25 protein-coding genes and 1 pseudogene are annotated in these 25,162 nt (G+C 63.6%); 9 read left to right on the forward strand and 17 right to left on the reverse strand.

Features of this window, described 5'->3' with window-relative positions; genetic code table 11:
- Nucleotides 1-124 precede the first annotated feature (124 nt).
- The 11 genes from I6L36_RS03025 to pspA all read right to left on the reverse strand — a co-directional run bounded on the left by I6L36_RS03025 (nt 125) and on the right by pspA (nt 9,645).
- Nucleotides 125-613 (reverse strand): OmpA family protein, encoded by a 489-nt coding sequence (locus I6L36_RS03025; RefSeq protein WP_043760992.1) that lies wholly within the window; start codon nt 611-613, stop codon nt 125-127.
- Nucleotides 614-646: 33 nt separating this feature from the next.
- Entirely contained in the window at nt 647-1,876 is a 1,230-nt protein-coding gene (locus I6L36_RS03030; protein WP_103858957.1) for a diguanylate cyclase, read from the reverse strand.
- Entirely contained in the window at nt 1,873-2,421 is a 549-nt protein-coding gene (locus tag I6L36_RS03035; RefSeq protein ID WP_109113006.1) for a YfiR family protein, read from the reverse strand. Before I6L36_RS03035 ends, I6L36_RS03030 begins: the two co-directional genes overlap by 4 nt.
- Nucleotides 2,422-2,610: 189 nt before the next feature.
- Entirely contained in the window at nt 2,611-4,158 is a 1,548-nt protein-coding gene (tyrR, locus tag I6L36_RS03040) for a transcriptional regulator TyrR (protein ID WP_052815259.1), read from the reverse strand.
- 142 nt (nt 4,159-4,300) lie between these two features.
- Nucleotides 4,301-4,639, reverse strand: a complete 339-nt coding sequence (locus I6L36_RS03045) for a 4a-hydroxytetrahydrobiopterin dehydratase (protein WP_010674539.1) — start codon at nt 4,637-4,639, stop codon at nt 4,301-4,303.
- Between the two features lie 41 nt (nt 4,640-4,680).
- Nucleotides 4,681-5,475, reverse strand: coding sequence for a phenylalanine 4-monooxygenase (phhA, locus tag I6L36_RS03050; protein ID WP_041215282.1), 795 nt, complete (start codon nt 5,473-5,475; stop codon nt 4,681-4,683).
- 166 nt (nt 5,476-5,641) lie between these two features.
- On the reverse strand, nt 5,642-6,685 hold the full coding sequence (locus I6L36_RS03055; RefSeq protein ID WP_039039020.1) for a YcjF family protein: 1,044 nt from the start codon (nt 6,683-6,685) through the stop codon (nt 5,642-5,644).
- Nucleotides 6,686-6,734: 49 nt separating this feature from the next.
- Nucleotides 6,735-8,141, reverse strand: coding sequence for a YcjX family protein (locus I6L36_RS03060; protein WP_069785000.1), 1,407 nt, complete (start codon nt 8,139-8,141; stop codon nt 6,735-6,737).
- Between the two features lie 72 nt (nt 8,142-8,213).
- A complete protein-coding gene (gene pspC / locus I6L36_RS03065) occupies nt 8,214-8,618 on the reverse strand; it encodes an envelope stress response membrane protein PspC (RefSeq protein WP_010674535.1) in 405 nt (134 codons plus the stop codon).
- A gap of 106 nt (nt 8,619-8,724) precedes the next feature.
- On the reverse strand, nt 8,725-8,961 hold the full coding sequence (pspB, locus tag I6L36_RS03070; protein ID WP_005300084.1) for an envelope stress response membrane protein PspB: 237 nt from the start codon (nt 8,959-8,961) through the stop codon (nt 8,725-8,727).
- A 3-nt stretch (nt 8,962-8,964) separates the two neighbouring features.
- Nucleotides 8,965-9,645, reverse strand: a complete 681-nt coding sequence (gene pspA / locus I6L36_RS03075; protein ID WP_069784999.1) for a phage shock protein PspA — start codon at nt 9,643-9,645, stop codon at nt 8,965-8,967.
- A gap of 196 nt (nt 9,646-9,841) precedes the next feature.
- On the opposite strand from pspA, the gene pspF reads away from it, so the two are divergent.
- The 6 genes from pspF to I6L36_RS03105 all read left to right on the forward strand — a co-directional run bounded on the left by pspF (nt 9,842) and on the right by I6L36_RS03105 (nt 16,570).
- Nucleotides 9,842-10,888, forward strand: coding sequence for a phage shock protein operon transcriptional activator (pspF, locus tag I6L36_RS03080; RefSeq protein ID WP_069784998.1), 1,047 nt, complete (start codon nt 9,842-9,844; stop codon nt 10,886-10,888).
- Nucleotides 10,889-11,024: 136 nt separating this feature from the next.
- Nucleotides 11,025-12,620 carry an ABC transporter substrate-binding protein SapA gene (gene sapA, locus I6L36_RS03085; RefSeq protein ID WP_109112924.1) on the forward strand — a complete coding sequence of 532 codons (1,596 nt, stop codon included), beginning with the start codon at nt 11,025-11,027 and terminating at the stop codon, nt 12,618-12,620.
- Nucleotides 12,621-12,681: 61 nt separating this feature from the next.
- Complete coding sequence (locus I6L36_RS03090; protein ID WP_010674531.1) at nt 12,682-13,641, forward strand: ABC transporter permease subunit; 960 nt, start codon at nt 12,682-12,684, stop codon at nt 13,639-13,641.
- Nucleotides 13,642-13,730: 89 nt separating this feature from the next.
- Nucleotides 13,731-14,624: an ABC transporter permease subunit gene (locus I6L36_RS03095; RefSeq protein ID WP_010674530.1), complete on the forward strand. Its 894-nt coding sequence runs from the start codon at nt 13,731-13,733 to the stop codon at nt 14,622-14,624.
- A gap of 79 nt (nt 14,625-14,703) precedes the next feature.
- The gene (locus I6L36_RS03100; protein WP_216986960.1) at nt 14,704-15,702 is read left to right on the forward strand and encodes an oligopeptide/dipeptide ABC transporter ATP-binding protein; all 999 of its coding nucleotides are present in this window, start codon (nt 14,704-14,706) and stop codon (nt 15,700-15,702) included.
- An 82-nt stretch (nt 15,703-15,784) separates the two neighbouring features.
- Entirely contained in the window at nt 15,785-16,570 is a 786-nt protein-coding gene (locus I6L36_RS03105; RefSeq protein WP_039039015.1) for an ABC transporter ATP-binding protein, read from the forward strand.
- 138 nt (nt 16,571-16,708) lie between these two features.
- Here the strand turns inward: I6L36_RS03105 and miaE are convergent, their stop codons facing one another.
- From miaE to I6L36_RS03120, 3 genes are read right to left on the reverse strand one after another with little or no spacing between them, the layout of a single operon-like run.
- Nucleotides 16,709-17,467, reverse strand: coding sequence for a tRNA-(ms[2]io[6]A)-hydroxylase (gene miaE / locus I6L36_RS03110; protein WP_042016277.1), 759 nt, complete (start codon nt 17,465-17,467; stop codon nt 16,709-16,711).
- A 54-nt stretch (nt 17,468-17,521) separates the two neighbouring features.
- Complete coding sequence (locus I6L36_RS03115; protein WP_270834015.1) at nt 17,522-18,175, reverse strand: substrate-binding domain-containing protein; 654 nt, start codon at nt 18,173-18,175, stop codon at nt 17,522-17,524.
- Nucleotides 18,176-18,191: 16 nt separating this feature from the next.
- On the reverse strand, nt 18,192-19,418 hold the full coding sequence (locus tag I6L36_RS03120) for an RNA-guided endonuclease TnpB family protein (protein ID WP_021141234.1): 1,227 nt from the start codon (nt 19,416-19,418) through the stop codon (nt 18,192-18,194).
- A 57-nt stretch (nt 19,419-19,475) separates the two neighbouring features.
- On the opposite strand from I6L36_RS03120, the gene tnpA reads away from it, so the two are divergent.
- Entirely contained in the window at nt 19,476-19,880 is a 405-nt protein-coding gene (gene tnpA / locus I6L36_RS03125; RefSeq protein ID WP_021141233.1) for an IS200/IS605-like element ISAs26 family transposase, read from the forward strand.
- Here tnpA and I6L36_RS22125 read toward each other — a convergent pair.
- Together I6L36_RS22125 and I6L36_RS22130 are read right to left on the reverse strand one after the other, a co-directional pair.
- Entirely contained in the window at nt 19,800-20,177 is a 378-nt protein-coding gene (locus tag I6L36_RS22125) for a hypothetical protein (RefSeq protein WP_279962636.1), read from the reverse strand. The genes tnpA and I6L36_RS22125 overlap by 81 nt on opposite strands.
- Nucleotides 20,178-20,210: 33 nt before the next feature.
- Nucleotides 20,211-20,369 (reverse strand): LacI family DNA-binding transcriptional regulator, encoded by a 159-nt coding sequence (locus tag I6L36_RS22130; protein WP_216822670.1) that lies wholly within the window; start codon nt 20,367-20,369, stop codon nt 20,211-20,213.
- Between the two features lie 253 nt (nt 20,370-20,622).
- On the opposite strand from I6L36_RS22130, the gene ascF reads away from it, so the two are divergent.
- Nucleotides 20,623-22,077, forward strand: coding sequence for a PTS cellobiose/arbutin/salicin transporter subunit IIBC (gene ascF / locus I6L36_RS03135; protein ID WP_052815252.1), 1,455 nt, complete (start codon nt 20,623-20,625; stop codon nt 22,075-22,077).
- Nucleotides 22,078-22,108: 31 nt separating this feature from the next.
- A pseudogene (locus I6L36_RS03140) lies at nt 22,109-23,539 on the forward strand (6-phospho-beta-glucosidase).
- 90 nt (nt 23,540-23,629) lie between these two features.
- On the opposite strand, the gene purF reads toward I6L36_RS03140, so the two are convergent.
- The gene (purF, locus tag I6L36_RS03145; RefSeq protein ID WP_109113069.1) at nt 23,630-25,150 is read right to left on the reverse strand and encodes an amidophosphoribosyltransferase; all 1,521 of its coding nucleotides are present in this window, start codon (nt 25,148-25,150) and stop codon (nt 23,630-23,632) included.
- Between the last annotated feature and the right edge of the window lie 12 nt (nt 25,151-25,162).

The raw sequence follows: 25,162 nt of genomic DNA on the forward strand, positions 1-25,162 counted from the left end.
ATAGAAGAAAGGGAAGGACAATGCTGGAGGAGGAAGAGAGCCACTCCCCGGCAGGAGAGTGGTATCACACACGCAGTCGGACATCAGAGACAGCCTCGTCATGCCGACGCAGGGACAAAATGGCTCAGCCGTTGTCGATGACGATGGCGACCCGGCGATTCTCCGCTCGTCCGGCGGCGGTGCCGTTGTCGGCGATGGGCGCCGCTTCACCCCGGCCGCGGATGTCCAGGTTCGCAGGTGGCATGCCCACCGACATCAGGACATCGGCCACGGAGCGGGCCCGTTTGAGCGAGAGCTGCTCGTTGTAGCTCGCCTCCCCGTTGGAGTCGGTGTGGCCGTCCACCCTGGCCCGGTTCAGACCGACGCCGATGAGGGTCTTGCCAAGACGCTCCACCACCAGGCGGGTCTGGGGAGTGAGGGCCCCGACATTGTTGGCAAACAGCACCTTGTTGGAGATATCCAGGGTCCAGCCCTCATCGGTCAGCTGAAATCCCTGCTCCCTGAGGGTGGCGATCTGCTCCGCCGTGAGCCCCTGGGGCGCACTCTGACACCCGGCCAGCACTCCCAGCAGCAGCGCAACAAGCCCGATTTTTAGCGCCTTCAAAATGATCATTGTTATGGTCCTTTCACTATGTCCGGTTCAACTTCACGTGGTTCTCCTGTGTGCTTCTTCCTCCTTACGTTGTCGTTTGGCTTGATACATGGCGTCGTCGGCGAACTGCAACAGGGCCTCCGCCGTCTCCCCCTGCTCGGGGTAGAGGGCGGCGCCGATGCTGATGCCCACCCCGAGGTGGCGGCCGTCGCTCAATACCACAGGGGTGCTCATCCCCTGCTGGATCCGCGTCATCACCTCGTGCACCTCGTGCTCGTCCCGGATCGGGGCGAGCAGGATGACAAACTCGTCGCCCCCGAGGCGGCACACCAGATCCAGCGGTCTGAGCTGGTGCTGCACCCGCCGCGCCAGAGCGATCAACACCTCGTCGCCTACCCCGTGGCCCAGGGTGTCGTTGATCTGCTTGAAGCGATCACAGTCGAGGTAGAGCAGGGCGAAGCGCTCCTGATCCCCCTGGATGGCCTGCCCCAGCCGCGCCTCGAACAGAGCCCGGTTGGGCAGGCCGGTGAGGGCGTCGTGGGTGGCCCGGTGCAGCAGGCTGGCATTTTCCCGCTTCTGGTGGGCCTGCCAGGCCTCCAGCTCGTCGAGCAGGGTGTTGAAGTCCTCCCCGAGCGCGTGCAGCTCGGCGATGTTGGCCGCCGGCACCCGCTGCTTGAGGGCGCGCTGGCGACTGACACTGTAGGCGACCTCGGCCAGGGCCTTGAGGGGCGCCGTGATGGAGCGCTGCATGCGGCGCGCCACGTGGAGAGCCCCGAGGATGCTGAGCAACAGGCGCACCAGGGTCGCCAGCAGGGTCTGCAGCAGGAAGTGCAGCAGATATTGTCCGTGCCCCACCAGGTGCACCCGGGCTATCTCCCGGCTCTCCCGCACCATGGCCACTTCCACCGGCCCCGGCAGGATCAGGCGGGCCAGGTGCTGCTCCAGGGTAGTCCAGGGGGTGGTGATGGCACGGCGCCAGCTTGCCAGCACCTGGCCATCGGGCAGCACTATGCTGGCGCTCGCGATATCCTCCCGGGAGGTGATGGTCTCCAGGGCATCTTTCGCCGCCTCCTCGTCATCGAACACCACGGCGGCCTCTGAGGTGTAGCTGATGGCGCGGGCCACCAGCTCGAGGTTGTGATCCGCATAGAGGCGCAGCGCCAGCAGCGCCGTGATGGTCAGGAACAGGCCCGCCATGCAGACGGCGGTCAGGGAGATCATCATGTGGGTGCGGCCCAGGCTCTGTCGCAGGGTGAGCCTGGGGCTTGCGGGTGCAGTCGTCATCGTGCGCCCTCGTCAGCCTTGGCGAGCTTCAGCACGGCCGGGTGCCCCCGCACGCCGCTGCGGGCGAGCGCATCCAGGTTGACCCGAAAGCGGACCCGATCCGTGTCCGGCTGAAGGCAGAAGACAGCGTCGGCGATGCACTCCCTGCTCTGTTCGCTGATGCTGAGGATGGCGTGCCCCTGCAGTCGCTCGAACAGGGGGAGACGCCGCTCCGGGGCCAGCACCCCCAGATAGATCACATCGCAGCGCTGGATCAGTGCCTCGTCGTCGAGCCCGTAGCGATGCACGTCCACCGGGCGCCCGTTGGCCTGCCGCTCGATGGCAAAGAGGGCGCCGGCATATTCCGTCGGCGCCGCAATGCAGAGCCGAAGCTTTGCAGGCTCCTTGGGCCAGCGGGTGTAGCTGAGGATGTCGAGCACGGTCTGGCGCACCAGCTCGCTGCGAAGCTCGGCCGAGGTCGCCGCCACGGCCGCATTGGCCAGCACCAGCGTGCAGCCCAGTGGCAACAGCCACACAAAAATCCGGATGAAAGACAACAACTGCATGATGTCCGCACTTATGTTTACGTCGACAATGGGGTGGGCCGACGCCCATGAAGGGATTGCCTGAAGGGAGTCGTACCGAGCTTATCAGCCCGAGGGGGTTGCCCCATCCGCCCGCACGCAGGGTGCGTCACGAGGTGTCGCAGTGCCGCCCGGGGTGCGCGTCAGCGCACGCCACGGGCAGCTCAGCCGCTACTTCTTGCCAATCCCGTACTCGCGCAGCTTGTTGGCGATGGCGGTATGGGAGACGCCGAGCCGCTTGGCCAGCTGGCGGGTGGAGGGGAAGGCCGGATAGAGGCGCTCCAGCAGGCGGCTCTCGAAGCGCTTCACCGCCTCGTCGAGCCCCCCTTCGAACCACTCGTCGATGAGGGGCATGGCATCGGCCGCCACCGGCAGATCCACGTGCTCGGGGCCGAGCTCGTCCCCTTCCAGCAGGGTCATGGCCCGGTAGAGGCAGTTGCGCAGCTGGCGCACGTTGCCCGGCCAGCGGTAGGCGGTGAGGTACTCGGCCATGTTGCGGGTAAAGCGCGGCTTGGGACGTTGCAACTCGCTGGCGAAGCGGGCGACGAACTGCTGGGCCAGTGCCATGATGTCCGCCTTGCGCTCGCGCAGCGGCGGCAGCGCCAGGCTGAGCACGTTGAGGCGGTAGTAGAGGTCTTCCCGGAACTTGCCCTCGTGCACCAGATCCAGCAACTGCTTCTGGGTGGTGCAGATGAAGCGCACGTTGACCCTCACCTCCTGCTCGTCACCGACCCGGCGAAAGACCCCGTCCTGCAGTACCCGCAGGAACTTGGTCTGCAGATGAGGGGACATGTCGCCGATCTCGTCCAGCATCAGGGTGCCGCCGCTCGCCAGCTCCAGCACCCCGCGCTTGCCCTCGGTGTTGTTGCCAAAGGCGCCGGGGGCATAGCCGAACAACTCGCTCTCCGCCACGTTGTCCGGCATGGCGGCGCAGTTGAGGGCCATGAAGGGGTGGCTGGAGCGCAGGCTGGCGCCGTGGCAGGCGCGGGCCAGCAGCTCCTTGCCGGTGCCGGTCTCGCCGACGATGAGCAGCGGCGCATCCTGCATCGCGAGCTTCGCCGCCTGGGCCAGCACCTCCTTCATCTTCTGGCTCTCGGCCTGCAGGTGTTCAAAGCCCCCCACTTCCACCGCGTGCAGGGCGCTGAAGTGCATGCCGACCCGGCGGGCGGACTTGAGCACCACCACGGCGCCGGCCAGAGCCTGCCTGCCCTTCTCCTCGGCCACAAACAGCGGCATCAGATCGCCGAGGTACTCCTCGCCGCCGAGGCTGAGCTTGCAGGTCTGGGGCTTGATCTCCCCCGACTCCAGCCAGCGGCCAAACGAGAAGCCCTTGACCAGGGAGGCGATCGCCACGCCGCGCACCTCGTCCGGTGGCAACGCCAGGGTGGTGAGGGCGGCCTGGTTGGCCTGGGTCACCCGCCCCTTGCTGTCGAGGGAGAAGACCAGGTCCGGCAGCGCCTTGAGCAGGGCCTCTATCTCGTGGTGCTCCCGCTCGGAGGGCATGTAGGGGATGGTCTTGACGTCATAGACGCCGGGAATGCGGCGAATTTCCGGCATCAGATGCTGAAAGTCACGGAACTCCAGCTCGGGAAAATTGAGATAGATGATGCCTGAGGTATCGATTTCGATGCCGCGCAGATCGATGTTGTGCTCCACCAGTCGGTCGAGCAATTCCCGGGTCAGGCCCAGACGGTCTTCACAGCTGACTTCAAGACGCATTCGGCACACACTTCCTAGCTAACATTCTGAATAACGGGATAATACAGACTCGATCCCGCCAGTGCGAGCGCTCCCCCACAAAAATGCGGGCCTGCCCCGCTTTCACCGGGCAGGCCCTGTCTACGTTGGCGCCAGACGGCGGTTACTTCATCAGACCGTCGGTGCGGGCTGCCATGATGAAATCGTTGCGATGCAAGCCGCCTATCTTGTGGGTCCACCAGCTCACGGTCACCTTGCCCCATTCAAGCAAGATCGCCGGATGATGGAACTCCGCCTCCGCCAGTTCTCCGAGGCGGTTGGTGAACGCCAGCCCCTCCTTGAAGTTGCGAAACACAAATTCACGACGCAGTTGCAGCTCGCCGTTGACCACCAGGGGCTGCCAGTCGGGGATAAGGTGCATCAGCTCCCCCAGCTCCTGATCGCTCACCCTGGGGGCATCGGCGCGGCACGCCTCGCATCGTTGACTCGCCAGTTCAGTCATTCGGGACTCCTTTCATGAAACATCGTGGGAATGAATACGGGTCAGCTCGCCTGCTTGCCGGCAACGGGGGCAAAGCGGGGTGGACGCAAGCCAAGACGACGGGCCTCGGCCACGGCCGCCATGATCCCCTGCCCCTCCAGACCATAGAGGGTATCGAGACGAGGCAGCACGAAATAGGTGGGCTGCATGATGTCGATGCGATAGGGGGTACGCAGGATCTCCAGCAGATCGAAGGGTTGCAGCTCGGGCTTGCCTGAGAGGGCATAAGCGGTCTCGCCGATGGAGGAGAGAATGCCGCCGCCGTAGATGCGCAGCCCCTCCTCCCCCTGCAGGAGACCGAACTCCACCGTGAACCAGTAGAGCCGCGCCAGATAGACCCGCTCCTCCTTGCTCGCATGGAGTCCGAGCCGACCATACAGGTGAGTGAAGTGGGCAAAGGCCGGGTTGGTCAGCATGGCGCAGTGGCCGAAGATCTCGTGGAAGATGTCGGGCTCTTGCAGGTAGTCGAGCTCGTCCCGGCGGCGAATGAAGGTGGCGACGGGAAAACGGCGATCAGCGAGCAGCGCGAAGAAGTGATCAAAGGAGATGAGGGCCGGCACCGCCGCCACCGACCAGCCGGTGGCGGGCATCAGGGCGGCGTTGATCTCGCCTAGCTGGGGGATGCGGTCCAGAGGCAGGTCGAGGCGTGCCAACCCGGCCTGGTATTCGTCGCAGGCCTTGCCATCGAGCGCCGCAAGCTGGCGTGCAATCAGGATCCGCCAGGTGCCGTGCTCCTCGTCCGTGTAGTGGATCCTGCCCTGCCCATCCGGTTGGCGGGCCGTGTAGAGACTTGCCATGAGTGATCCCATCCTTCGGGTGCCAGCCGCCATCCGGGCGGTCACTGGTCGTTGAGTCATGGGATCACTGTAACGGTTTGCCCCTCAAAAAAGCAGCCGACCCCGGGGTCGGCTGCTTTTGACAATTGTAAATTATTTGTGACATCCCTATCGAATCCCAGCCACCTCACGACTTGTTGAGATAACCCGCCAACTGGCCGATCAGCCGCTTGCGCAACTCGCCCAGTTTCGGCTTCTCGTCGGCACACCAGGGGAGCGGACGACAGGCTTCCATGGTACGCATCCCGAGGCGCGCGGTGAGCAACCCGGCCCCGACCCCTTGGGCAGCGCGGGCGGAGAGCTTGGCGGTCAGCTCGGCGCCCAGCAGATCCATCCCTACCTCGGTCACCAGCTCGGTGGCCCCCGCATAGAGCATGTTGCGAAACACCTGGCGAATGAGGCGGATGCGGCTCCAGTAGCCGAGCTCGATGGCATAGACATCGGCGATGTCCTCGATCATCCGCAGGTTGCGCCAGAGCATCAGCATCATGTCGACCGTGGCGAGCGGGCTCAGGGCCACCAGCACGGCGGCCTCCCCCGACCATTTGGCGACGCGGGCCTGGGCCAGCTTGTCCCGCTCGGTGAGCACCAACTGGCTGTAGAGGGTCAGCACTTCCCGATCGCTGTGGCTCTCGTCAAGCTGGGATAGCCAGGTGCGATACCCTTCACGCCCCTTGTCACCGCTCTTCTCGGCCAGGGCCTCGCAGAAGGCCTGCCCCTGACCCACCCCCTGGTGGGCCAGCAGATCTTCGGCTCTTGAGCGCACATCCTGGCGCCGCTTCAAGGTGCGCAGCCGCAGCCATTCGCGCCCCGCCACCCCGGCGGTGCCCACCGCCACCAGGCCGGAGGCGAGCAGCCAGGCCCCACCCCAGAAGGGGGAGGCGGCAAACTGATCCACCAGAAAAGCGCCAAACTGGCCAAGGGACAACAGCCCCACCCCGCCCAGCCCCCAGGCCAGCAGACGATGACGGCGCCGAGGCCTGACGTTAAGCGCGGGCTCCACCTCGGTGAGCTCGTCCAGCGCGTCCAGAGGCTCGAAGCTCTCCTCTTCCAGCCGCCGGGCCGGGGCCGGTGGCTGCGCTTCGCTTGCCATCGAGGGCGCGGGCTCCAGCGTCACCTTGCCTTGCAGGGGAGCGGCGTCATCGGTGCGCCATCTTGTCTGATCGTTCATCGCATTCTCTCCTGTGGGCGCCCCTCGAGCACAGCGGGCCACCCACCCGTTATTCGAGGTGATCCCCGAGCAGGAATTCCAGCGCCGCATCGAGCCGGATATGGGGGAGCGCCTGATGGGCGCTCATGGGCAACGGGCGAAAGGCCTGAAAATCAAACCCTTGAGTTTTCCACCACTGCGCAGGCGGGATCTGGGCAGGCACCTCCCCCGGGAAGAGCAGCAAGGGCTCGCCCGAGAGGGTAGTGCCACGAATGGCGGGAAATTCCCGTCCGTCTGCCACCCCCTTGCCCACCTCGGTGGCCTTGATGGCGGCGAGCGCCAGGCATTCGGTCTCTATCCCCTCGAAGCGGGCCTGACCCCGGCCACGGCTCACCAGGTGCTGCAGGAGCGACACCAGAGGTCCGTGCTGCTCCGGCGTGACGTGATCGGCCTTGCTCGCCACAAACAGCAGCTTGTCGATGCGCGGGGCGAACAGGCGGCGCCACCAGTTGCTCTTGCCATAGGCGAAGCTCTCCATGATGCGGGCGATGGCCTGCTGCATGTCACCAAAGCTCGCGGCACCGGCATTGAGGGGCGCCAGGCAGTCCACCAGCACGATCTGGCGATCAAAGCCTGCAAAGTGCTGCTCATAGAAGCCCTGTACCAGATGCTGCTTGTACTGCTCGAAGCGCTGCTTGAAGGTGGCGTAGAGGGTGCCGTCTTCGGGGGAGTGTGTGGGCATCTCCCATACCCAGGGCACGAATTGCAGCAGCGGCGCACCGGCATACTCGCCGGGCAACACGAAACGCCCGGGCTGGATGAGGTGAAGCCCGAGCGCCTGCTTGCAGGCGTGCAGATAATCGGTGTAGCGGGCGGCCAGTTCGCTGGCGGCCCGCTCCTCGAAGGCTTGATCCGTCTGCCAGTGCGGCGTCAACCAGCCTGCCGCCAGGGCTTGCAGCTCGGGACGACGCAGTTGCTCCCGCACCTGCTCGCTCCACTGCTCGTAGTTCAGATCCAGCAGCGGCAAATCCAGCAGCCACTCCCCGGGATAATCCACCAGATCCACATAGAGGGTGGAGATCTCACCCAGGTGCCGACGCAGCGGATGGCGGGTGCGATAACGGATCTCGAGGCGTACCTCGGCCACCCCCCGGGTCGGCGCGGGCCAGGCGGGCGGATCGCCAAACAGGGCATCGAGGCCCCGTTCATAGGGAAAGGTGGGAATGTGGGCGTTTTGCTGGGGCACCCGGCGAGCACCGAGGATGCGTCCCTGGCGCTGGGCGTCCCAAAGTGGCAGACGACCGTCGATGGCCGCGTGCTCCAGTTGATTGACCAGCGCCGTGATAAACGCGGTCTTGCCACTGCGAGAGAGGCCGGTGACCGCCAGCCGGATGTGGCGATCCCGAGCCCGGTTCACCGCGTCAACGGCCTTGTGCTGGAGCACCGACCAGGAATGTTCGAGTTTGTTGCGTATCAAGGCGGGTCTTCTTCTCCTTGTGATCACATCAGAGAGACGGCCGCGAGGCGGTATCCTCGCGGCCCGGCACGATTAGAGCTTGCTGAACTCCCGTTGCAGGGTGAACTCCTTGGAGGTCACCAGCTTCTCGATGCGCTGCACCCTGGGCTCCAGTGCATCCAGCTCCTGGCCGATGCGGGCAAGGGCCTGATGAGGTGTGACACCTGCCTGCCAGCTGCGCGCCTTCATCCGCACCTCGGCGAACTCGGCATCCTCCTGGGAGTAGAGGGTGACCGGCTTCTTGTCGAGCAGGAACCAGGCAGCAATATAGGCGGTGAAGGTGATGAAACCGGCGAAGATGAGACCACTGATGGCCAGCAGCCGCACGATCCAGGTCTCCACCCCGAAGTACTCTGCCAGACCGGCACAGACCCCGGCAATCTTGCCTCGCTGGGGATCCCGGTACAGGTTGCGCCCTTCACGACTGACACTGTTCATACCTTGTTCCTCCAACCGGGGACTTCCGCATCCAGAATCGACGCCAATACGGTTCCGGTCCGCTCCGGCTTTTTGCCACGGTCATGACACCTCTCATTGAAAACCGTCATACCTTGTTTCTCCAACCAGGAACCTCGGCATCCAGAATCGACTCCAGGGCGCCGACCCGTTCCTGCATCTTCTCGGCACGCACCAGCAAGCCCTGCAGCTGTTCACGCTCACCATCGGCAAGGCCGGCGCCAATGCGTCCCTTGGCGCGGTAGTGCAGCACCAGCCAGATGGGGGCCACCACCACCATGAAGACCACCATGGGAACCATCAATACACCCAGCAGATCTTCCATCTGTTACTCTCCCTGTTTCGGTGCCGGATTGTGCTGGCCCAGCTTCTGGCGCATGGCTTCCAGCTCGCGGCTGATCTGGTCGTCCGCTTCCAGCTCGGCAAACTGCTGGGCGAGCGCCTTGTCGGACTGCCCCAGATCGGCGCGGGCTTCCATCTCGTCGATGCGGCGCTCCATGCGCTCGAACTTGCTCACCACGGCCTGACTGTCGCCACGGGCCACCTGGCTTTGCACGTTGAGGCGGCTGCTGGCGGCTTCGCTGCGAATGGCCATCGCCTTCTGGCGGGCACGGGCGTCTTCCAGCTTGGCTTCCAGCTGGCGGATCTCCTCCCCCAGCTTCTCGATGCCGCTGTCCACCGCCTGCTGTTCCCGAGACAGGGCGTCGGCAAGCTCCGCCTGCTTGCTCTTCTCGATGAGGGCGGCCCGGGCCAGATCTTCGCGCCCTTTGGTCAGGGCCAGCTCGGCCTTGCCCTGCCACTCGGCGACCCGCTCCTGATGGCGGTTCACCTGACGGCCGATCTCTTTTTGATTCGCGAGGAAGCGGGCCAGGTTGGAGCGCTCCTTCACCAGTTCATCTTCCATCTCCTGGATGATCAGACGCACCATCTTCTGGGGATCTTCCGCCTTGTCGAGCAGGGCCGTCAGATTGGAATTGATGATGTCGGCCAGGCGAGAAAAAATGCTCATGATTGTACTCCTGTGATAGGCATCGGGTTGTGTCTCCATTGACAATGGCAACTTGTGTGCCAATCTGGAACAATATTTAACTTGTTGATTTATATGGGCACTCAGAATGCAGTTCAAGTCCCGGGGAAACAAGTGATGATTAAAATAACCAACTTTTGGTAAGATTAACCAGATTTTTCAACTCACAGGGGCAGGGATGACCACGGCCACGGAAAGTCTGTTGGGTGAATCCAACGCATTTCTAGAAATCATCGAGCAGGCATCGCGCCTCGCGCCGCTGCGCAAGCCCGTACTCATCATCGGCGAGCGGGGGACCGGCAAGGAGCTCATCGCCCACCGCCTACATTATCTCTCGGATCGCTGGGATCAAAGCTTTGTCACCATCAACTGCGCCACCTTGAGCGAGAGCCTGCTGGAAACCGAGCTGTTCGGCCACGAGGCGGGCTCCTTCACTGGCGCCGCCAAGCGTCATCAGGGGCGCTTCGAGCGGGCCGACGGCGGTACCCTGTTCCTCGACGAACTGGCCACCACCAGCGCCCGGGTCCAGGAAAAACTGCTGCGGGTCATCGAGTACGGGGAGTTCGAACGGGTGGGCGGTGCCAAGCCCCTCAAGGTGGATGTGCGGCTGGTGTGCGCCACCAACGAGGATCTGCCTGCACTGGCAGAGAAAGGACGGTTTCGCCACGACCTGCTGGACCGGCTCGCCTTCGATGTCATCACCCTGCCCCCCCTGCGGGAGCGGCGCGAGGACATCCTGATGCTGGCGGAGCACTTCGCCCACGGCATGACCCGGGAGCTGGGGTATCCGCTCTTTGCCGGCTTCTCGCGCAAGGCGACCCAGCGGCTGCAAGATTATCCCTGGCCGGGCAACGTGCGGGAGCTCAAGAACGTGGTGGAGCGCAGCCTCTATCGCCAGGGCAACCCCCAGCTGCCGCTGGCGGATCTGGTGCTCAATCCCTTTGACTCCCCCTGGCGCCCCCGTGCCCGAGGTGACGCCGCCCCTTCCACGGACGCGCCGACCTCGGCAGAAACGGTCCCGACCCTGACCTTGCCGCTGGATCTCAAAGGGGCGGTGGCGGAGTACGAGATTAATTTACTCAAGCAAGCGATGCAGCAATCCCAGTATAATCAGCGCAAAGCAGCCCAGTTGCTGGCCCTGAGCTATCACCAGTTCCGGGGGATGCTGCGCAAATATCAATTGCTGGACGGGGATGACAACAGTGGCAACCAGGAGGCGGGCTGATGCCTGGCACCGGGTCTGTGCGCGCGGATAACGCGGCGCACGTCACCCCCGACGGGAGCGCCTGCCCGGTCGCCCCCCGCAACGCGCCCGCCCCCTGGCGGGCAACTTTGTCTGAAAACATGGTTCCAACATGAGAATGCTCACCCCCCTGCTGCTTGGTCTCCTGGTCCTGGTCAGCGGCTGTCAGAAACGCGATGAAGCCTCCAAAACCGGGCTCATCTATTGTGCCGAAGGGGCACCCCGAACCTTCAACCCGCAGCTTGCCAATTCGGATGCGACCCTGGATGCCAGTGCCCGTCCCATCTACGATCGCCTGCTCGAGGTCAATGCCAACACCCTCGGCATCGAAGGGGGGCTCGCCACCCGCTGGCAAAGCAGCGAGGACGGCCTCTCCTATACCCTGACCCTGCGCAAGGGAGTGACCTTCCACCGTACCCCCTGGTTCAGCCCGACCCGTCACTTCAATGCCGACGACGTCCTGTTCACCTGGCAGCGTCTGCTGGACGAACACCACCCCTTCCACGCCGTCTCCGGCGGCGAGTACCCCTATTTTTACAGCCTGGGGCTCGGCAACCTCATCAAGCGGGTCTACAAGAAGGGGCCCTATGAGGTGGTGTTCGAGCTGAACCGCCCCGATGCCTCCTTCCTCGCCACCCTGGCCAGCGACTACGCCATCGTGCTCTCCGCCGAGTACGGGGAGCAGATGCTAAAGGCCGGCACCCCGGCGCAGCTGGACAGCCGCCCCATCGGCACCGGCCCCTTCAGCTTCAAGGAGTATCGCCACAACGAGTTCGTGCGCTACCTGCGCCACCCCGGCTACTGGGGCGGCGAGGCCAGAATGGAGCAGCTCATCTACGACATCACCCCCAAGTCCTCCAAGCGCCTGGCCAAGCTGCTGACCGGCGAGTGCGACGTGATGAGCACCCCCTCTGCCAGCCAGCTGTCGGTGATCGACAAGGACTCCCACCTGGATCTGTCGGTGCAGTCGGGGATGAACGTCGCCTTCCTCGCCCTCAATACCCGCAAGGCCCCGTTCAACAAGGTGCAGGTGCGCCAGGCCCTCGCCAGCGCCATCAATGTGCAGAATCTGCTGCAGGCGGTCTATTTCGAGACCGGCCAGAGCGCTGCCAGCCTGCTGCCGCCCCTCTCCTGGGGCTACAATCCCTCCCTGCCCCAGCGCAAGCCGGATCTCAAGCTCGCTCGCCAGTTGCTCAAGGACGCGGGCTACCCCAACGGCTTCGAGATGCAGGTGCTGGTGCAACCCGGCGCCCGTCCCTACAACCCGGACGGCCTCAAGACGGCGCAACTGATGCGCAGCGATTTCGCCAAGATTGGGGTGAGCCTCAAGATAGTGCAGCAGGCCTGGCCGGTCATCGAGACCCGGCTCGCCCATGGACAATATGACAGCCTGCTCTCGGGCTGGATCGCCGACAACGCGGATCCGGACAACTTCTTCCGCCAGTTGCTGAGCTGCGCCGCCGTCGAGCGGGGCAACAACTACAGCCGCTGGTGCAGCCCCGCCTTCGATCAGCTGCTGGACGATGCGGTGACCACCCCGCAGCTCGCCTTCCGCCTGCGCAACTATTACTATGCCCAGTCCCTGCTCAACGAGCAGTTGCCGCTCATTCCCCTGGCCCATGCCCTGAGAACCCAGGTGAGTCGCAGCGACATTCAGGGGCTGACCCTGATGCCCTTTGGCGGCACCACCTTCAACCAGGCACATCGGGAGTGACCATGACAGATAACCACTCCATCGTCGGGCCATCGGCGCACCGCTCCCAGGAGGCATAAGCATGTTTTTCTATATCCTGCGCCGCATCACCCTGCTGGTGATCACCCTCCTGGTGCTGACTCTGGGGGCCTACCTCCTGGAGTTTCGCCTCATCACCCAGGTGCTGGATTTCTGGCACGGCTATCCTGATTTCCTCCAGCGCATCGCCGCCGGGGATTTCGGGCTCTCCAGCGTCTCCGGCCAGCCGGTCCTCGACGAGATCCGTCACTACTTCCCGGCGACCCTGACCCTCTGCCTCGCCGCCTTCGCCATCTCGCTGCTGGTGGGCATCCCTCTGGGCACCCTCGCGGCCCTCTATCAGGGGCGCAGCCCGGACCTCTCCATCATGGCCGCCGGCCTCGTCGGCTATGCCATCCCGGTCTTCTGGCTGGGGCTGCTGATGGTGATGTTCTTCTCCCTGGATCTTGGCTGGCTCCCCTCCTCCGGCCAGATCAGCCTGCTCTACGACGTGCCCTCCATCACCGGGATCGCCATCGTCGATGTGTTGATGAGCCAGGAGCCCTGGCGGGAGGCGGCCCTGCACGATGCCCTGCGCCATCTGGTACTGCCTTCCCTGGTGCTGGCCGTGGTGCCCACCACCGAGGTGATCCGCCACGTGCGCAGCTCCCTCATCGACGTGATGAAACAGAACTACATCAAGGCTGCCGCCAGCCGCGGACTTTCCCGCCGCCAGATCGTCTGGCGTCACGGGCTCAAGAACGCCCTGCCCCCGGTGTTGCCGCTGCTGGGGCTGCAACTTGGCAGTGTGCTCACCTCCGCCATGATCACCGAGGTGGTGTTCGACTGGCCCGGCATCGGCCGCTGGCTGGTGAGCAGTATCGCGCTGCAGGACTATGCCGCCATCCGCGGCGCCTTCCTGGTGGTGGCGAGCTTCGTCATCTTCATCAGCGTCAGCACCGATCTGCTGACCACCATCATGTATCCGGCACGGCGTAAAGAACTCTATGCAAGACAAGATTGATTGCGGTCTGTGGATGAGCCACGGTGGCCCATGGGCCACCGGCGCACAGGCGTGCCCATTCCCTTGCGACCAGCACGGGAGCCTGCATCATGCACGATAAATCGAACATCTATCCGGAGCTCAAGATCCTCTCCCCCCTGGAGCAGACCTGGGCCTCTTACCGACGCAACCCGCTGGCCATGGCGGGGCTCTGGTGCTTCGGGCTGCTGCTGCTGGTGACCCTCATCGGCCCCCTGGTGATCCCCTACGGCATCGACGATCAGCACAGCAACCACCTGCTGCTCGCCCCCTCCTGGGCCAACAGCGGCAACATCGATTACTTCCTGGGGACCGACGATCTGGGGCGCGACATCCTCTCCCGTCTGGTGGCCGGGGCCAGGCTCACCTTCGGCAACGCCCTGCTGGTGGTGCTCATCGCGCTGGTCATCGGCTCGGCCATCGGCATCCTCGGCGGCATGAGCAAAGGGGTGAAGTCGAGCGTGCTCCATCACCTGCTCGATACCCTGCTCTCCATCCCGTCCCTGCTGCTGGCCATCATCGTCGTGGCCATCCTGGGGCCGGGTCTGTTCAACACCCTGATCGCCATCACGCTCGCGTTGATACCGCCTTTCATCCGGGCGACCTACAACGCGGTCCACGCCGAGATGCAGAAGGAGTACATCATCGCAAGCCGCCTCGACGGCTCTCCGCCCCAGCGGATCATGCGTCTGGCCATCTTGCCGAACATCGTCGAGACCCTGGTGACCCAGACCACCCGCACCCTCTCCGCCGCCATCCTGGACATCTCTGCGGTAGGCTTCCTCGGTCTCGGGGCCCAGTCTCCCCAGCCGGAGTGGGGTGCCATGCTGGCCGATTCGAGCGATCTTATCTATCTGGCCCCCTGGACGGTGACCCTGCCCGGGATGGCCATCCTGTTCAGCGTGCTGGTGACCAACCTGGTGGGCGAAGGCATTCGCGAAGCACTCAAAGAGGGGAACGACTGATGTTGCCAGCCTTGTTATCTATCCCCGCCCCCGGACGCCCTGAGCGACCCGGCTGCGCCCTGAACGGGAGACATTGCTGATGCCCCTGCTCGATATACGCAACCTCACCATCGAAATCGACACCCCCCAGGGCAAGGTCAAGGCGGTGGACAGAGTCAGCCTGACCCTGAACGAGGGGGAGATCCGCGGGCTGGTGGGGGAATCCGGCTCGGGCAAGAGCCTGGTGGCCAAGGTGATCGTTGGCATCCAGAAGGACAACTGGACGGTGCGCGCCGACCGGATGCGCTTCAACGACATGGACCTGCTGACCATGGCGCCCAAGGAACGGCGCCGCATCATGGGGCGGGAGATAGCGATGATCTTCCAGGATCCCATCAGCTGCCTCGACCCCTCGGAGGAGATAGGCACCCAGCTCGAAGAGGCCATCCCCACCAGTGCCTTCACCGGCAAGTTCTGGCAGCGCTTCCAGTGGCGCAAGAAGCGGGCCATCGCCCTGCTGCACCGGGTCGGGGTCAAGGATCACCGCAAGGTCATGCGGGCCTATCCCCACGAGCTGTCAGACGGCATGTGCCAGAAGGTGATGATCGCCATGGCCATCGCCAACCAGCCGCGCCTGCTGGTGGCGGACGAGCCCACCAGCGCCATGGAGTCCACCACCCACTCCCAGATCCTGCGGTTGCTGGACAAGATGAACAAGCTGGGCAATACCACCATCCTCATCATCAGCAACGACATCGCCGCCATCGCGAACCTGACCGACACCCTCAACATCATGTATTGCGGCCAGATGGTGGAAGTGGGGACCCGGGACCAGATCCTGGAATCCCCTCACCACCCCTATACGGATGCCCTGCTCAAGTCCATCCCGGACTTTGACAAGCTGGTGCGCCACAAGTCCCGGCTCGAGACCCTGCCTGGGGTGATACCGCCGCTGCAGCATCTGCCCATCGGCTGCCGCCTCGGCCCACGCTGCCCCTACGCCCAGAAGCAGTGCGTGCAGACACCGCTGATGATCAAGGTCAAGGGGCATCAGTTCAGTTGCCACTTCCCGCTCAACATGGAAGAACCGAAGAAATGAACCGGCACCAGACCCTGATCCGGGGCACCTGCCCGCCCCGTCAGCCCCTCTATCCGGCGAGCGCACCCAAGGAGACCACGTCGTGACCGAACCTTCCCTGCTGCAGGTCAGGGGCCTGTGCAAGACCTACCAGAACCGCACCGGCCTGTTCAGGCGCCGCGCGGTGGAGGCGATAAAGCCCCTCTCGTTCGATCTCGAGGTGGGCCAGACCCTGGCCATCGTCGGGGAGGCGGGCTCGGGCAAGAGCACCCTGGCCCGCATTCTGGCGGGCATGATTGAACCGAGTGGCGGGGAGATCGCCATCGAGGGGCAACCCATGGTCCACGGCGATTACCAGACCCGCTGCAAGCTGCTGCGGATGATCTTCCAGGACCCCAACACCTCCCTTAACCGGAAAATCCGGGTCGGCCAGATCCTGGAGACCCCCCTTCGCCTCAACACAGCCCTGAGCGAGGAGGAGCGCCGGGAGAAGGTGATCCAGACCCTGCGCATGGTGGGCATGCTGCCCGACCACGCCCTCTTCTATCCCCAGATGCTCTCCGCCGGCCAGCAGCAGCGGGTGGGGCTGGCACGGGCGCTCATCCTCAATCCCAAGATAGTGGTGGCGGACGAGGCGCTCTCGACCCTGGATATTTCGGTACGCTCCCAGATCATCAACCTGCTGCTGGAGATGCAGGAGACCATGGGGCTGAGCTATGTGCTGGTGGCCAACGATCTGGGGATCGTCAGCCACATCAGCGACGAGGTGCTGGTGATGCACGAAGGCCGTGTGGTGGAGCGCGGCAAGACCTTGCGGGTCTTCGCCGACCCCCAGCACGATGTCACCCGCCGCCTCATTCAGAACTACAACAACGAATACCGCCGCTGATCCCGCGGCGCGTTTCCCCTTGCGCCAGACATAAAAAAACCCGGCCTGATGTCTCATCAGTCGCCGGGGGATTGCGCTCAAAAAGTGATTGCGTCGCTCGTAGTAGGAACAGGGGAATGGTAGGCAGCCCCCGTCACCTCAACAACTGTCAGATCTGACAGGCAGTCCGCTATGGAACCGGAATTGCGGATCCGGCGAACAGATGAGCTCGGCCTCCAGGCGACCGAAGAAGGCCACTCGCTCGCTGATGTCTTCGTCTGCGAACGTCTGTGCCAGGGCCAGGTAGTCCTGATAGTGACGCGCCTCCGAGCGCAGCAGGGAGACATAGAAGCGGCCCAGCTCCTCGTCCAGATGAGGGGCCAACCTGGCAAAACGCTCGCAGGATCGCGCTTCGATATAGGCACCGATGATCATCTTGTCCACCACGGCGGCCGGCTCGTAGGTGCGCACATGGGTCAGCAGGCTGCGGGCATAGCGGGAGGCGGTGACGGGACCATAGGGGATGCCCCGTGCGGCCATGATCTCCAGCACCTGCTCGAAGTGGTGCAACTCCTCCTGGATGAGGCGCACCATGGGGAACAGCAGGGGATTGCGCTCCAGCTCGGCAAACACGCTCCTGTCTGATTCGCCCATGGTGCGCTTGCCGAGGATCTCCGCCTTCTCCGGCAAGGCATCGAGCTCCCGGTAGAAGGTCAGCTTGGGCAGCAGGTGACGCTTCTCCTTGGGCAGGCAGTAGCGGCGCACCAGGCTGTGGGCGGTGAGTGCCGCCTTGTTCTCGCAGTTGGCGTGATCGATAAGCAGGGTCGGCAACTGGGCGGGATCCCGCGCCATTTCCACCCACTCATCCGGGGTCTCGCAATGCAGGAACTGGCGAACGGGGGCTAACAGGTCATCCATCTGAACTCTCATCTGTTGATACGACACGCGGCGCCTGGCGCCGGGGGGCCTATGCTAACGGATCCCGCCCGGCCTGCCCACCGCCATCATGGCTCCGCCCGTCAGACGCCTGAGGGAGTCGCGGCGGATCAGGGTGCCGCTGAAGGCGGGCAGTGCGTCCCGGCTCCCCTCCTCCACCATGGTGGTCAGGCGGTTGATGGTCTCCTGGATCATCCCGTTCACCGGCATCTTGACGCTCGACAGCGCGGGAATGACGTAAGGGGCCAGGGGGATGTCGTCAAACCCCACCACCGAGACCTCGTCAGGCACCATCACACCGGCTTCGTGCAGCCGTTTGATGGCCCCGATCGCCATGTCATCGTTGCTGGCCACCAGGGCGCTGAAGCGAGCGCCTCGCGCCAGCAAGGTCGAGACGGCGGCCGCGCCACAGGCGGGGGTCCATTTGCCGGGGGCGATCAAGGTCTCCTGCACCGGGATGCCGTGCCGGATCAGCGCCTGCCGGTAGCCGGCCAGGCGCTCGGCGCCGGTGGGGGAATCCGCAGAGCCTGCGATGAAGGCGATCTCCCTGTGCCCCATGGCCACCAGCTTGTCCACCACCGCCTCCGCCGCCGCCTGCTGATCCGCATAGACGCAGTGGGCCGGATGGCGGCTCAGACGCCGGTTGAGCACCATGTTGACATCCTCCCCCACCTTAGCGCTTCGCGTCACAGGAGGGGGATTCCCATTACTGGGTGATAGCTGCTCGCGCAGTACCGGGTTCCTGCTTCATCGGGCGGCCTGATTGCACCACGCCTCCACAGGCTAAAACGGCGTGTCCCGCCGCTAAAATATTGCGAGCGCCGTTCACATCGGCGTTCGCCTCATAACCACACGCAGCGCATTTAAACTGGCTTTGCGTCTGGCGGTTATCCTTCGCAGTATGCCCACAACAGGCGCACTGCTGGCTCGTGTAGGCCGGGTTTATCGCCAACACCTGACCGCCTCGCCATGCCTGCTTATATTCGAGCTGGCGGCGCAGCTCAAACCAGCCCTGATCTAATATCGAACGATTCAGCCCTGATTTTGCCCGGACGTTGCGCCCCGGCTGGCTGGTCGTGCCCGCTGCTGATTTTGACATGCTGGCAACCTTCAAATCCTCAATGACGATCATCGCGTGGTTTTTGCTGATAGTCGTTGTGACCTTGTGAAGGTAATCGCGGCGGGTATTGGCGATATGTGAATGCAGCCGCTGGATCTTGGCTTTTTGTTTCTTCCAGTTGCTGCTGAACTTTACCTTTTTGCTCAACTGGCGTTGGAGCCTTGCCAGCTTGGTCTGATTGGTTTTGAAGCTGTTGACGGGCTCAAACACCGTGCCATCTGACAGGGTTGCGAGCTTGGCGATCCCCGCATCTAGCCCGACCATTGAGCCGGAGGGGTGAATTGGCTCAAGCGTCTCCTGCTCGACCTGAAAGGAGATATACCAGTGCCCGGCTGCTTGGCTGACGGTCGCGTTTTTAATTTTCCCTTCAACTGGCTGGGACTGACGGAACTTGACCCACGCCAGCCCGGCAGGCAGCTTCACGCGACCCTTTTCAAGGCGGCAATACTTGTCGAAGTTGACGAACCGGATAGCGTCGCGGTTGTCGCTTTTTTTCTTGAATACGGGTGCCTTGGCGGCGAGTTTCTTATCAAAGCAGCGCATCCACGCGCCATGCAAATCCTTGAGCTTCTGCTGGAGGTTGTCGGTATATGCCTCGGCCAGAAAGGCCATTTCTGGGTCTTTCTTCCAACTGGTGAGCATCCTGTTCAGCTCAAAGGCAGAAGGCAGTTTTTCGCCAGCATCCAGAATGCGTTTGGTTTCTGCCAGCCCGTGATTCCAGACATAACGAGCACAACCGCCCAACTGGCGCAGGCGTTGCGCTTGTTGTTCGGTCGGTTCGAGTCGGAATTTGTAGGCTTTCAGAATTTGCATTTAGCGCTCAGTGTGTAGCATTATCGCCATATCTATTAAGCCCGATTGAGTGACAGAATGCAATTCACTAAAATTAATAAATCACGCCATGCGGCCTACGCTTTGCACGTACATTTGGTGTTTATCACCAAGTATCGAAAGCCGATATTGGGGGATCTGCATCACGCTTCCTTCGGTCAGTGTGCGGCAGAGGTTTGCAGAGATTTTGGTGCGGAACTGAAAGAGTGTGACGGAGAGGCTGATCATGTTCACATGCTGATAGAGTACGCGCCAACGGTGCAGCTATCGGTACTGGTGAACTCGTTAAAGGCGGTCACATCAAGGCGACTGCGTAATGAATTTCTGGACTTGAGAGGTGCTTACAGCAAACCCGTACTCTGGTCACGCTCTTACTTTGCGGGCTCTTGCGGCGGAGCACCGTTGGAGGTGATCAAGCAATACATTCAAAACCAGCGGGGCTGACGCCCCGGCGAAATTCCCCTCCCACCTACGTCGGAGGGAGTCCCCTTTCGCATTTAAGATGGGCTGCTCATGCTGCTCGATGATCTCGTCCATCTCCTCCACCCCAAGAAAGCGCGGATAGATGATGACGCCATCGCAACGGGAATCGAGCAGATACTGGATGGCCTGGCGCTCCTCGTCGGCTCTGTGCTTGCCGTCCGCCAGTATGAGCTGGCGCCCGCGATCCTCGGTCATCCGCGCCACCTGGGAGAGCAGCTCGCCGAAGTAGACGCCGTGGTAGAGGGTGTTGGTGACCACCAGTCCCAGGGTCCGGGTGTGCCTGGTCGCCAGCTACCTCGCCACCAGGTTGGGGCGATAGCCGCACTCCTCGATGGCCTGCTGCACCCGGTCCCGGGTCTCCTGGCTGGTGTAACCATTGCCCGACAACACCCGGGAGACCGTCGCCTTCGACACCCCTGCCCGCCTTGCCACCTCCAGCATCGTCGTCATTGTGTTCTCCCTTGCTCGTAACGGGGCGCAGTGTACTGCACCGCCCCCGGCTTGTCGTCGCACGAATGGCGTGCAGGCCCGGGTTCAGTGATGCCATTCACGGATCCGGACGCTCGCTGCACAAGATGCTTGTCTCCCGCGCTCAGGCCGCGCACTCCATGTGGAACCGGTTCCACACTCAGTTTCATGCGCGTTCCCGCCCTTCGCGGCGGCGGGGGCGAGCAGGCCCACTTGGTTAAAAGGATCTACCTCGATGTCAAAAAACTATGCGGCTCTGGCCGGTACCGTCATCACCGCACTCGGCGGCGCCGACAACGTCGTCGCCGTGACCCACTGCATGACGCGGCTGCGCTTTGTGCTCGGCGATCCCGCCCGGGTCAATGGCCCTGCCCTCAAGGCCATCACGGGCGTGCTCGGGGTGGTGCAGGCGGACAACCAGTGTCAGGTGATCATCGGCAACACCGTCTCCCACGCCTATCGCGAAGTGCTGGCCCTGCTGCCCCAGGGCGGTGGGCAGACTCCGCTTCCGGAGGCTTCCGCTGGCTGGAGCCTGCGCCGCATGGGCGCCGCCATCCTCGACGCCCTGATCGGCACCATGTCCCCCCTCATCCCGGCCATCATCGGCGGCTCCATGCTCAAGCTGCTGGCCATGGTGCTGGAGATGACCGGCGTACTGGAGAAAGGCTCCTCGACCCTCACCATCCTCACGGTAGCCGGGGATGGGGCCTTCTTCTTCCTGCCCCTGATGGTGGCCGCCTCCGCCGCCGTCAAGTTCAAGACCAACATGTCCCTGGCCATCGCCATCGCCGGGGTGCTGGTGCACCCCAGCTTCATCGAGCTGATGGCCAGAGCCGCCGAAAGGGAGCAGGTGACCTTCGCCCTAGTCCCGGTGACCGCGGTCAAATACACCTACACCGTCATTCCGGCGCTGGTGATGACCTGGTGCCTCTCCTACATCGAGGGCTGGGTCGACCGCATCACCCCGGCGGTCACCAAGAACTTCCTCAAACCCATGCTGATCGTGCTGATCGCGGCCCCCCTCGCCATCCTCTTCATCGGCCCCGTCGGCATCTGGATTGGCACCGCCATCTCCGGCCTGGTCTACACGGTCCACGACTACCTGGGCTGGCTGTCGGTGGCCATCATGGGGGCGCTCTGGCCCCTGCTGGTGATGACCGGCATGCACCGCGTCTTCACCCCGACCATCATCCAGACCATCGCCGAGACCGGCAAGGAAGGCATGGTCATGCCCTCCGAAATCGGCGCCAATCTCTCTCTTGGCGGCTCGTCCCTGGCGGTGGCCTGGCGCACCCGAAACCCGGAACTGCGCCAGACGGCGCTCGCGGCGGCCGCCTCCGCCATCATGACGGGGATCTCCGAACCCGCGCTCTACGGTGTGGCCCTGCGCCTCAAGCGTCCGCTCATCGCGAGCCTCATCAGCGGCTTTGTCTGCGGTGCCGTCGCCGGCATGGCGGGGCTCGCCAGCCACTCCATGGCCGCCCCCGGGCTCTTTACCAGCGTGCAGTTCTTCGATCCGGCCAACCCCATGACCATCGCCTGGGTGTTCGGCGTGATGGCCCTCTCGGTGGTGCTCTCCTTCGTGCTGACCCTGGTTATGGGGTTCGAGGACATCCCGGTCGAGAGCCCGGCCCCCCGCGCCGAGCCCGTGCAACCCGTCGCCACCAGCCAGGCGCAGGCCGGGCTGTGACACCCCATTCAGACATGACAAGAGGTAACCAATGTCGTTAACAAGATTTCCCGAGGGCTTTCTCTGGGGCGGAGCCCTGGCCGCCAATCAGGCGGAGGGCGGCTATCTCGAGGGGGGCAAGGGGCTGACCACGGTGGACATGATCCCCCACGGCCCGCGCCGCATGGCGGTCAAACTGGGCCAGGAGAAGCGCATCACCCTGCAAGATGACGAGTTCTACCCAAGCCACGGGGCCATCGACTTCTATCACCGCTATCGGGAGGACATCGCCCTGATGGCCGAGATGGGCTTCACCGTGTTTCGCACCTCCATCGCCTGGGCCCGTCTCTACCCCAGGGGGGACGAGCGCGAGCCCAATGCCGAGGGCATCGCCTTCTACCGTGCGGTGTTCGAGGAGTGCAGAAAGTACAACATCGAGCCCCTGGTGACCCTGTGCCACTTCGATGTGCCCATGCACCTGGTGACCCAGTACGGCTCCTGGCGCAACCGCCAGATGGTGGAGTTTTTCACCCGCTACGCCCGCACCTGCTTCGAGCAGTTCGACGGCCTGGTGAAGTACTAGCTCACCTTCAACGAGATCAACATCCTGCTGCACAGCCCCTTCTCCGGGGCGGGGCTGGTGTTCGAGCAAGGGGAGCACCAGGATCAGGTGAAGTATCAGGTCGCCCACCACGAGCTGGTGGCCAGCGCCCTGGCGACCCGGATCGCCCACGAAGTGAACCCGGCCAACCAGGTGGGCTGCATGCTGGCGGGGGGCAACTTCTACCCCTACTCCTGCAAGCCCGCCGACGTCTGGACCGCCCTCCAGAAAGATCGGGAGAACCTCCTCTTCATCGACGTGCAGGCCAGGGGCGCCTATCCGGCCTATGCGCAGAGGGTGTTTCGTGACAAGGGGATCACTCTGGTGAAGGAGCCGGAAGATGACGAGATCCTCAGGCACACCGTGGATTTCGTCTCCTTCAGCTACTACGCCTCCCGCTGCGCCGCCGCCGACATGAATGCGGGCAACACCAGCGAGGCCAACGTGGTCAAGTCCCTGCGCAATCCCCACATCGAGGTGAGCGAGTGGGGCTGGGGCATCGATCCCCTGGACCTTCGCATCACCCTCAACACCTTGCACGATCGCTACCAGAAGCCGCTCTTCCTGGTGGAAAACGGCCTGGGTGCAGTGGACGAAGTGAACGAGCAAGGGGAGATAGAGGACGACTACCGCATCGACTACCTGCGCGCCCACATCGAGGCCATGGGGGACGCCATCGAGGACGGCGTGCCCCTGATGGGGTACACCAGCTGGGGCTGCATCGATCTCGTCTCCGCCTCCACCGGCGAGATGAGCAAGCGCTATGGCTTCGTCCACGTGGACCGGGACGACGCCGGCCATGGCACCCTGGCCCGCCGGCGCAAGAAGTCGTTCTGGTGGTACAAGAAGGTGATCGCGAGCAACGGGGAGGATCTGGCCTGAGGCCCCCCTCAGTTTCGCCGCAAGGCGCATCCATGCAACAGGGGGGCCGAGGCCCCCCTGTTGTTCATCACGCTGGCAATCTGAAAACGTTTAACTGCCTTCGTTGAAGATCTCGAGGTTGCTGGTCCCTTCCTGCCACTCGCGCACGGCCTTGTTGTCGTCGCTGCGCAGGGCATTGAGGTGGTCCAGATAACCCTGATCCACGTCGGAGGTCACATAGTGGCCGTTGAAGACCGAGGTCTCGAAGTGGCGCAGCTCGGGGTTGATCTCCCGCACCGCCTCTTCCAGATCTTCCAGATCCTGGAAGATGAGGCCGTCGGCACCGATAAGCTTGCACACCTCTTCCACTTCACGGCCATGGGCAATGAGCTCGTTGGCGGTGGGCATGTCGATGCCGTAGACGTTGGGGAAGCGAATTTCCGGTGCGGCCGAGGCGAAGTAGACCTTGGCGGCCCCCGCTTCACGGGCCATCTGGATGATTTGCTCGGAGGTGGTGCCCCGCACGATGGAGTCGTCCACCAGCAACACCTTCATGCCCTTGAATTCGGAGCTGATGGCGTTGAGCTTGCGGCGCACCGACTTCTTGCGCTGGGTCTGGCCCGGCATGATGAAGGTACGGCCGATGTAGCGGTTCTTCACGAAGCCCTGACGGTACGGCAGGCCCAGGGTGTGGGCGATTTCCAGCGCCACGTCGCAGGAAGTCTCGGGGATGGGGATGACCACGTCCACGTCGAGATCGTCCCACTCCCGTGCGATCTTCTGGCCCAGCTTGCGACCCATGTTGAGGCGGGCGGCATAGACGGAGACCTTGTCGATGAAGGAGTCGGGACGGGCGAAGTAGACGTATTCGAAGATGCAGGGGTTCATCTGCGGGTTCTCCGCACACTGCTCGGAGAAGAGCTGGCCCTGCTCGGTGATGTAGATGGCCTCGCCCGGGGCGACGTCACGCACCGTCTCGAAGCCGATGGCGTCGAGGGCCACGCTCTCGGAGGCGAGCATGTACTCCACCTGCCCCTGCTCGTCGACCCGGCGACCCAGGATCAGCGGGCGAATGCCGTTCGGATCGCGAAAGCCGATGAGGCCGTGGCCGATCACCAGAGAGACCACGGCATAGGCGCCGCGGATCTGCTGGTGCACCTTGCACACCGCCGAGAAGATATCTTCCGGGCGCAGCGCCATCTTGTCGCACAAGTCCAGCTCGTGGGCCAGCACGTTCAACAGCACTTCGGAGTCCGAGGTGGTATTGATGTGGCGGCGGGCCACCTTGAACTGCTGCTCCTTGAGCTCCTTGGCGTTGGTGAGGTTGCCGTTGTGGGCCAGCACCATGCCGTAGGGGGAGTTCACGTAAAACGGCTGCGCCTCTGCCGCACTGGAGCTGCCTGCGGTGGGATAACGGACGTGTCCGATGCCGATATTCCCTTTCAGGCGCTGCATGTGGCGCACTTCAAACACATCCTTCACCAGACCGTTGGCCTTGCGTTGCCGGAAGTTTCCACTGTCAATGGTCACGATCCCGGCGGCATCCTGTCCCCTGTGCTGCAACACCGTCAAGGCGTCGTAGAGGGCCTGATTGACGGGGGTGGTGCCAACTATACCGACAATACCGCACATGTCTTTGCTACC

Origin of the sequence: Aeromonas sp. FDAARGOS 1406 (assembly GCF_019048565.1) — a bacterium.
In the GTDB taxonomy this organism is placed as follows: domain Bacteria; phylum Pseudomonadota; class Gammaproteobacteria; order Enterobacterales; family Aeromonadaceae; genus Aeromonas; species Aeromonas caviae.

Excerpts from the sequence above, each read along its gene's own strand:
- pspB (WP_005300084.1), bottom strand. The coding sequence starts at position 8,961 with ATGGAAGATCTGCTGGGTGTATTGATGGTTCCCATGGTGGTCTTCATG.
- pspA (WP_069784999.1), bottom strand. The coding sequence starts at position 9,645 with ATGAGCATTTTTTCTCGCCTGGCCGACATCATCAATTCCAATCTGACG.
- tyrR (WP_052815259.1), bottom strand. The coding sequence starts at position 4,158 with ATGCGTCTTGAAGTCAGCTGTGAAGACCGTCTGGGCCTGACCCGGGAA.
- I6L36_RS03055 (WP_039039020.1), bottom strand. The coding sequence starts at position 6,685 with ATGAACGATCAGACAAGATGGCGCACCGATGACGCCGCTCCCCTGCAA.
- miaE (WP_042016277.1), bottom strand. The coding sequence starts at position 17,467 with ATGGATGACCTGTTAGCCCCCGTTCGCCAGTTCCTGCATTGCGAGACC.
- I6L36_RS03045 (WP_010674539.1), bottom strand. The coding sequence starts at position 4,639 with ATGACTGAACTGGCGAGTCAACGATGCGAGGCGTGCCGCGCCGATGCC.
- I6L36_RS22130 (WP_216822670.1), bottom strand. The coding sequence starts at position 20,369 with ATGACGACGATGCTGGAGGTGGCAAGGCGGGCAGGGGTGTCGAAGGCG.
- pspC (WP_010674535.1), bottom strand. The coding sequence starts at position 8,618 with ATGAACAGTGTCAGTCGTGAAGGGCGCAACCTGTACCGGGATCCCCAG.
- sapA (WP_109112924.1), top strand. The coding sequence starts at position 11,025 with ATGCTCACCCCCCTGCTGCTTGGTCTCCTGGTCCTGGTCAGCGGCTGT.
- phhA (WP_041215282.1), bottom strand. The coding sequence starts at position 5,475 with ATGGCAAGTCTCTACACGGCCCGCCAACCGGATGGGCAGGGCAGGATC.
- I6L36_RS03100 (WP_216986960.1), top strand. The coding sequence starts at position 14,704 with ATGCCCCTGCTCGATATACGCAACCTCACCATCGAAATCGACACCCCC.
- I6L36_RS03095 (WP_010674530.1), top strand. The coding sequence starts at position 13,731 with ATGCACGATAAATCGAACATCTATCCGGAGCTCAAGATCCTCTCCCCC.
- I6L36_RS03090 (WP_010674531.1), top strand. The coding sequence starts at position 12,682 with ATGTTTTTCTATATCCTGCGCCGCATCACCCTGCTGGTGATCACCCTC.
- I6L36_RS03030 (WP_103858957.1), bottom strand. The coding sequence starts at position 1,876 with ATGACGACTGCACCCGCAAGCCCCAGGCTCACCCTGCGACAGAGCCTG.
- pspF (WP_069784998.1), top strand. The coding sequence starts at position 9,842 with ATGACCACGGCCACGGAAAGTCTGTTGGGTGAATCCAACGCATTTCTA.
- ascF (WP_052815252.1), top strand. The coding sequence starts at position 20,623 with ATGTCAAAAAACTATGCGGCTCTGGCCGGTACCGTCATCACCGCACTC.
- I6L36_RS03120 (WP_021141234.1), bottom strand. The coding sequence starts at position 19,418 with ATGCAAATTCTGAAAGCCTACAAATTCCGACTCGAACCGACCGAACAA.
- I6L36_RS03025 (WP_043760992.1), bottom strand. The coding sequence starts at position 613 with ATGATCATTTTGAAGGCGCTAAAAATCGGGCTTGTTGCGCTGCTGCTG.
- I6L36_RS03035 (WP_109113006.1), bottom strand. The coding sequence starts at position 2,421 with ATGCAGTTGTTGTCTTTCATCCGGATTTTTGTGTGGCTGTTGCCACTG.
- tnpA (WP_021141233.1), top strand. The coding sequence starts at position 19,476 with ATGCAATTCACTAAAATTAATAAATCACGCCATGCGGCCTACGCTTTG.
- purF (WP_109113069.1), bottom strand. The coding sequence starts at position 25,150 with ATGTGCGGTATTGTCGGTATAGTTGGCACCACCCCCGTCAATCAGGCC.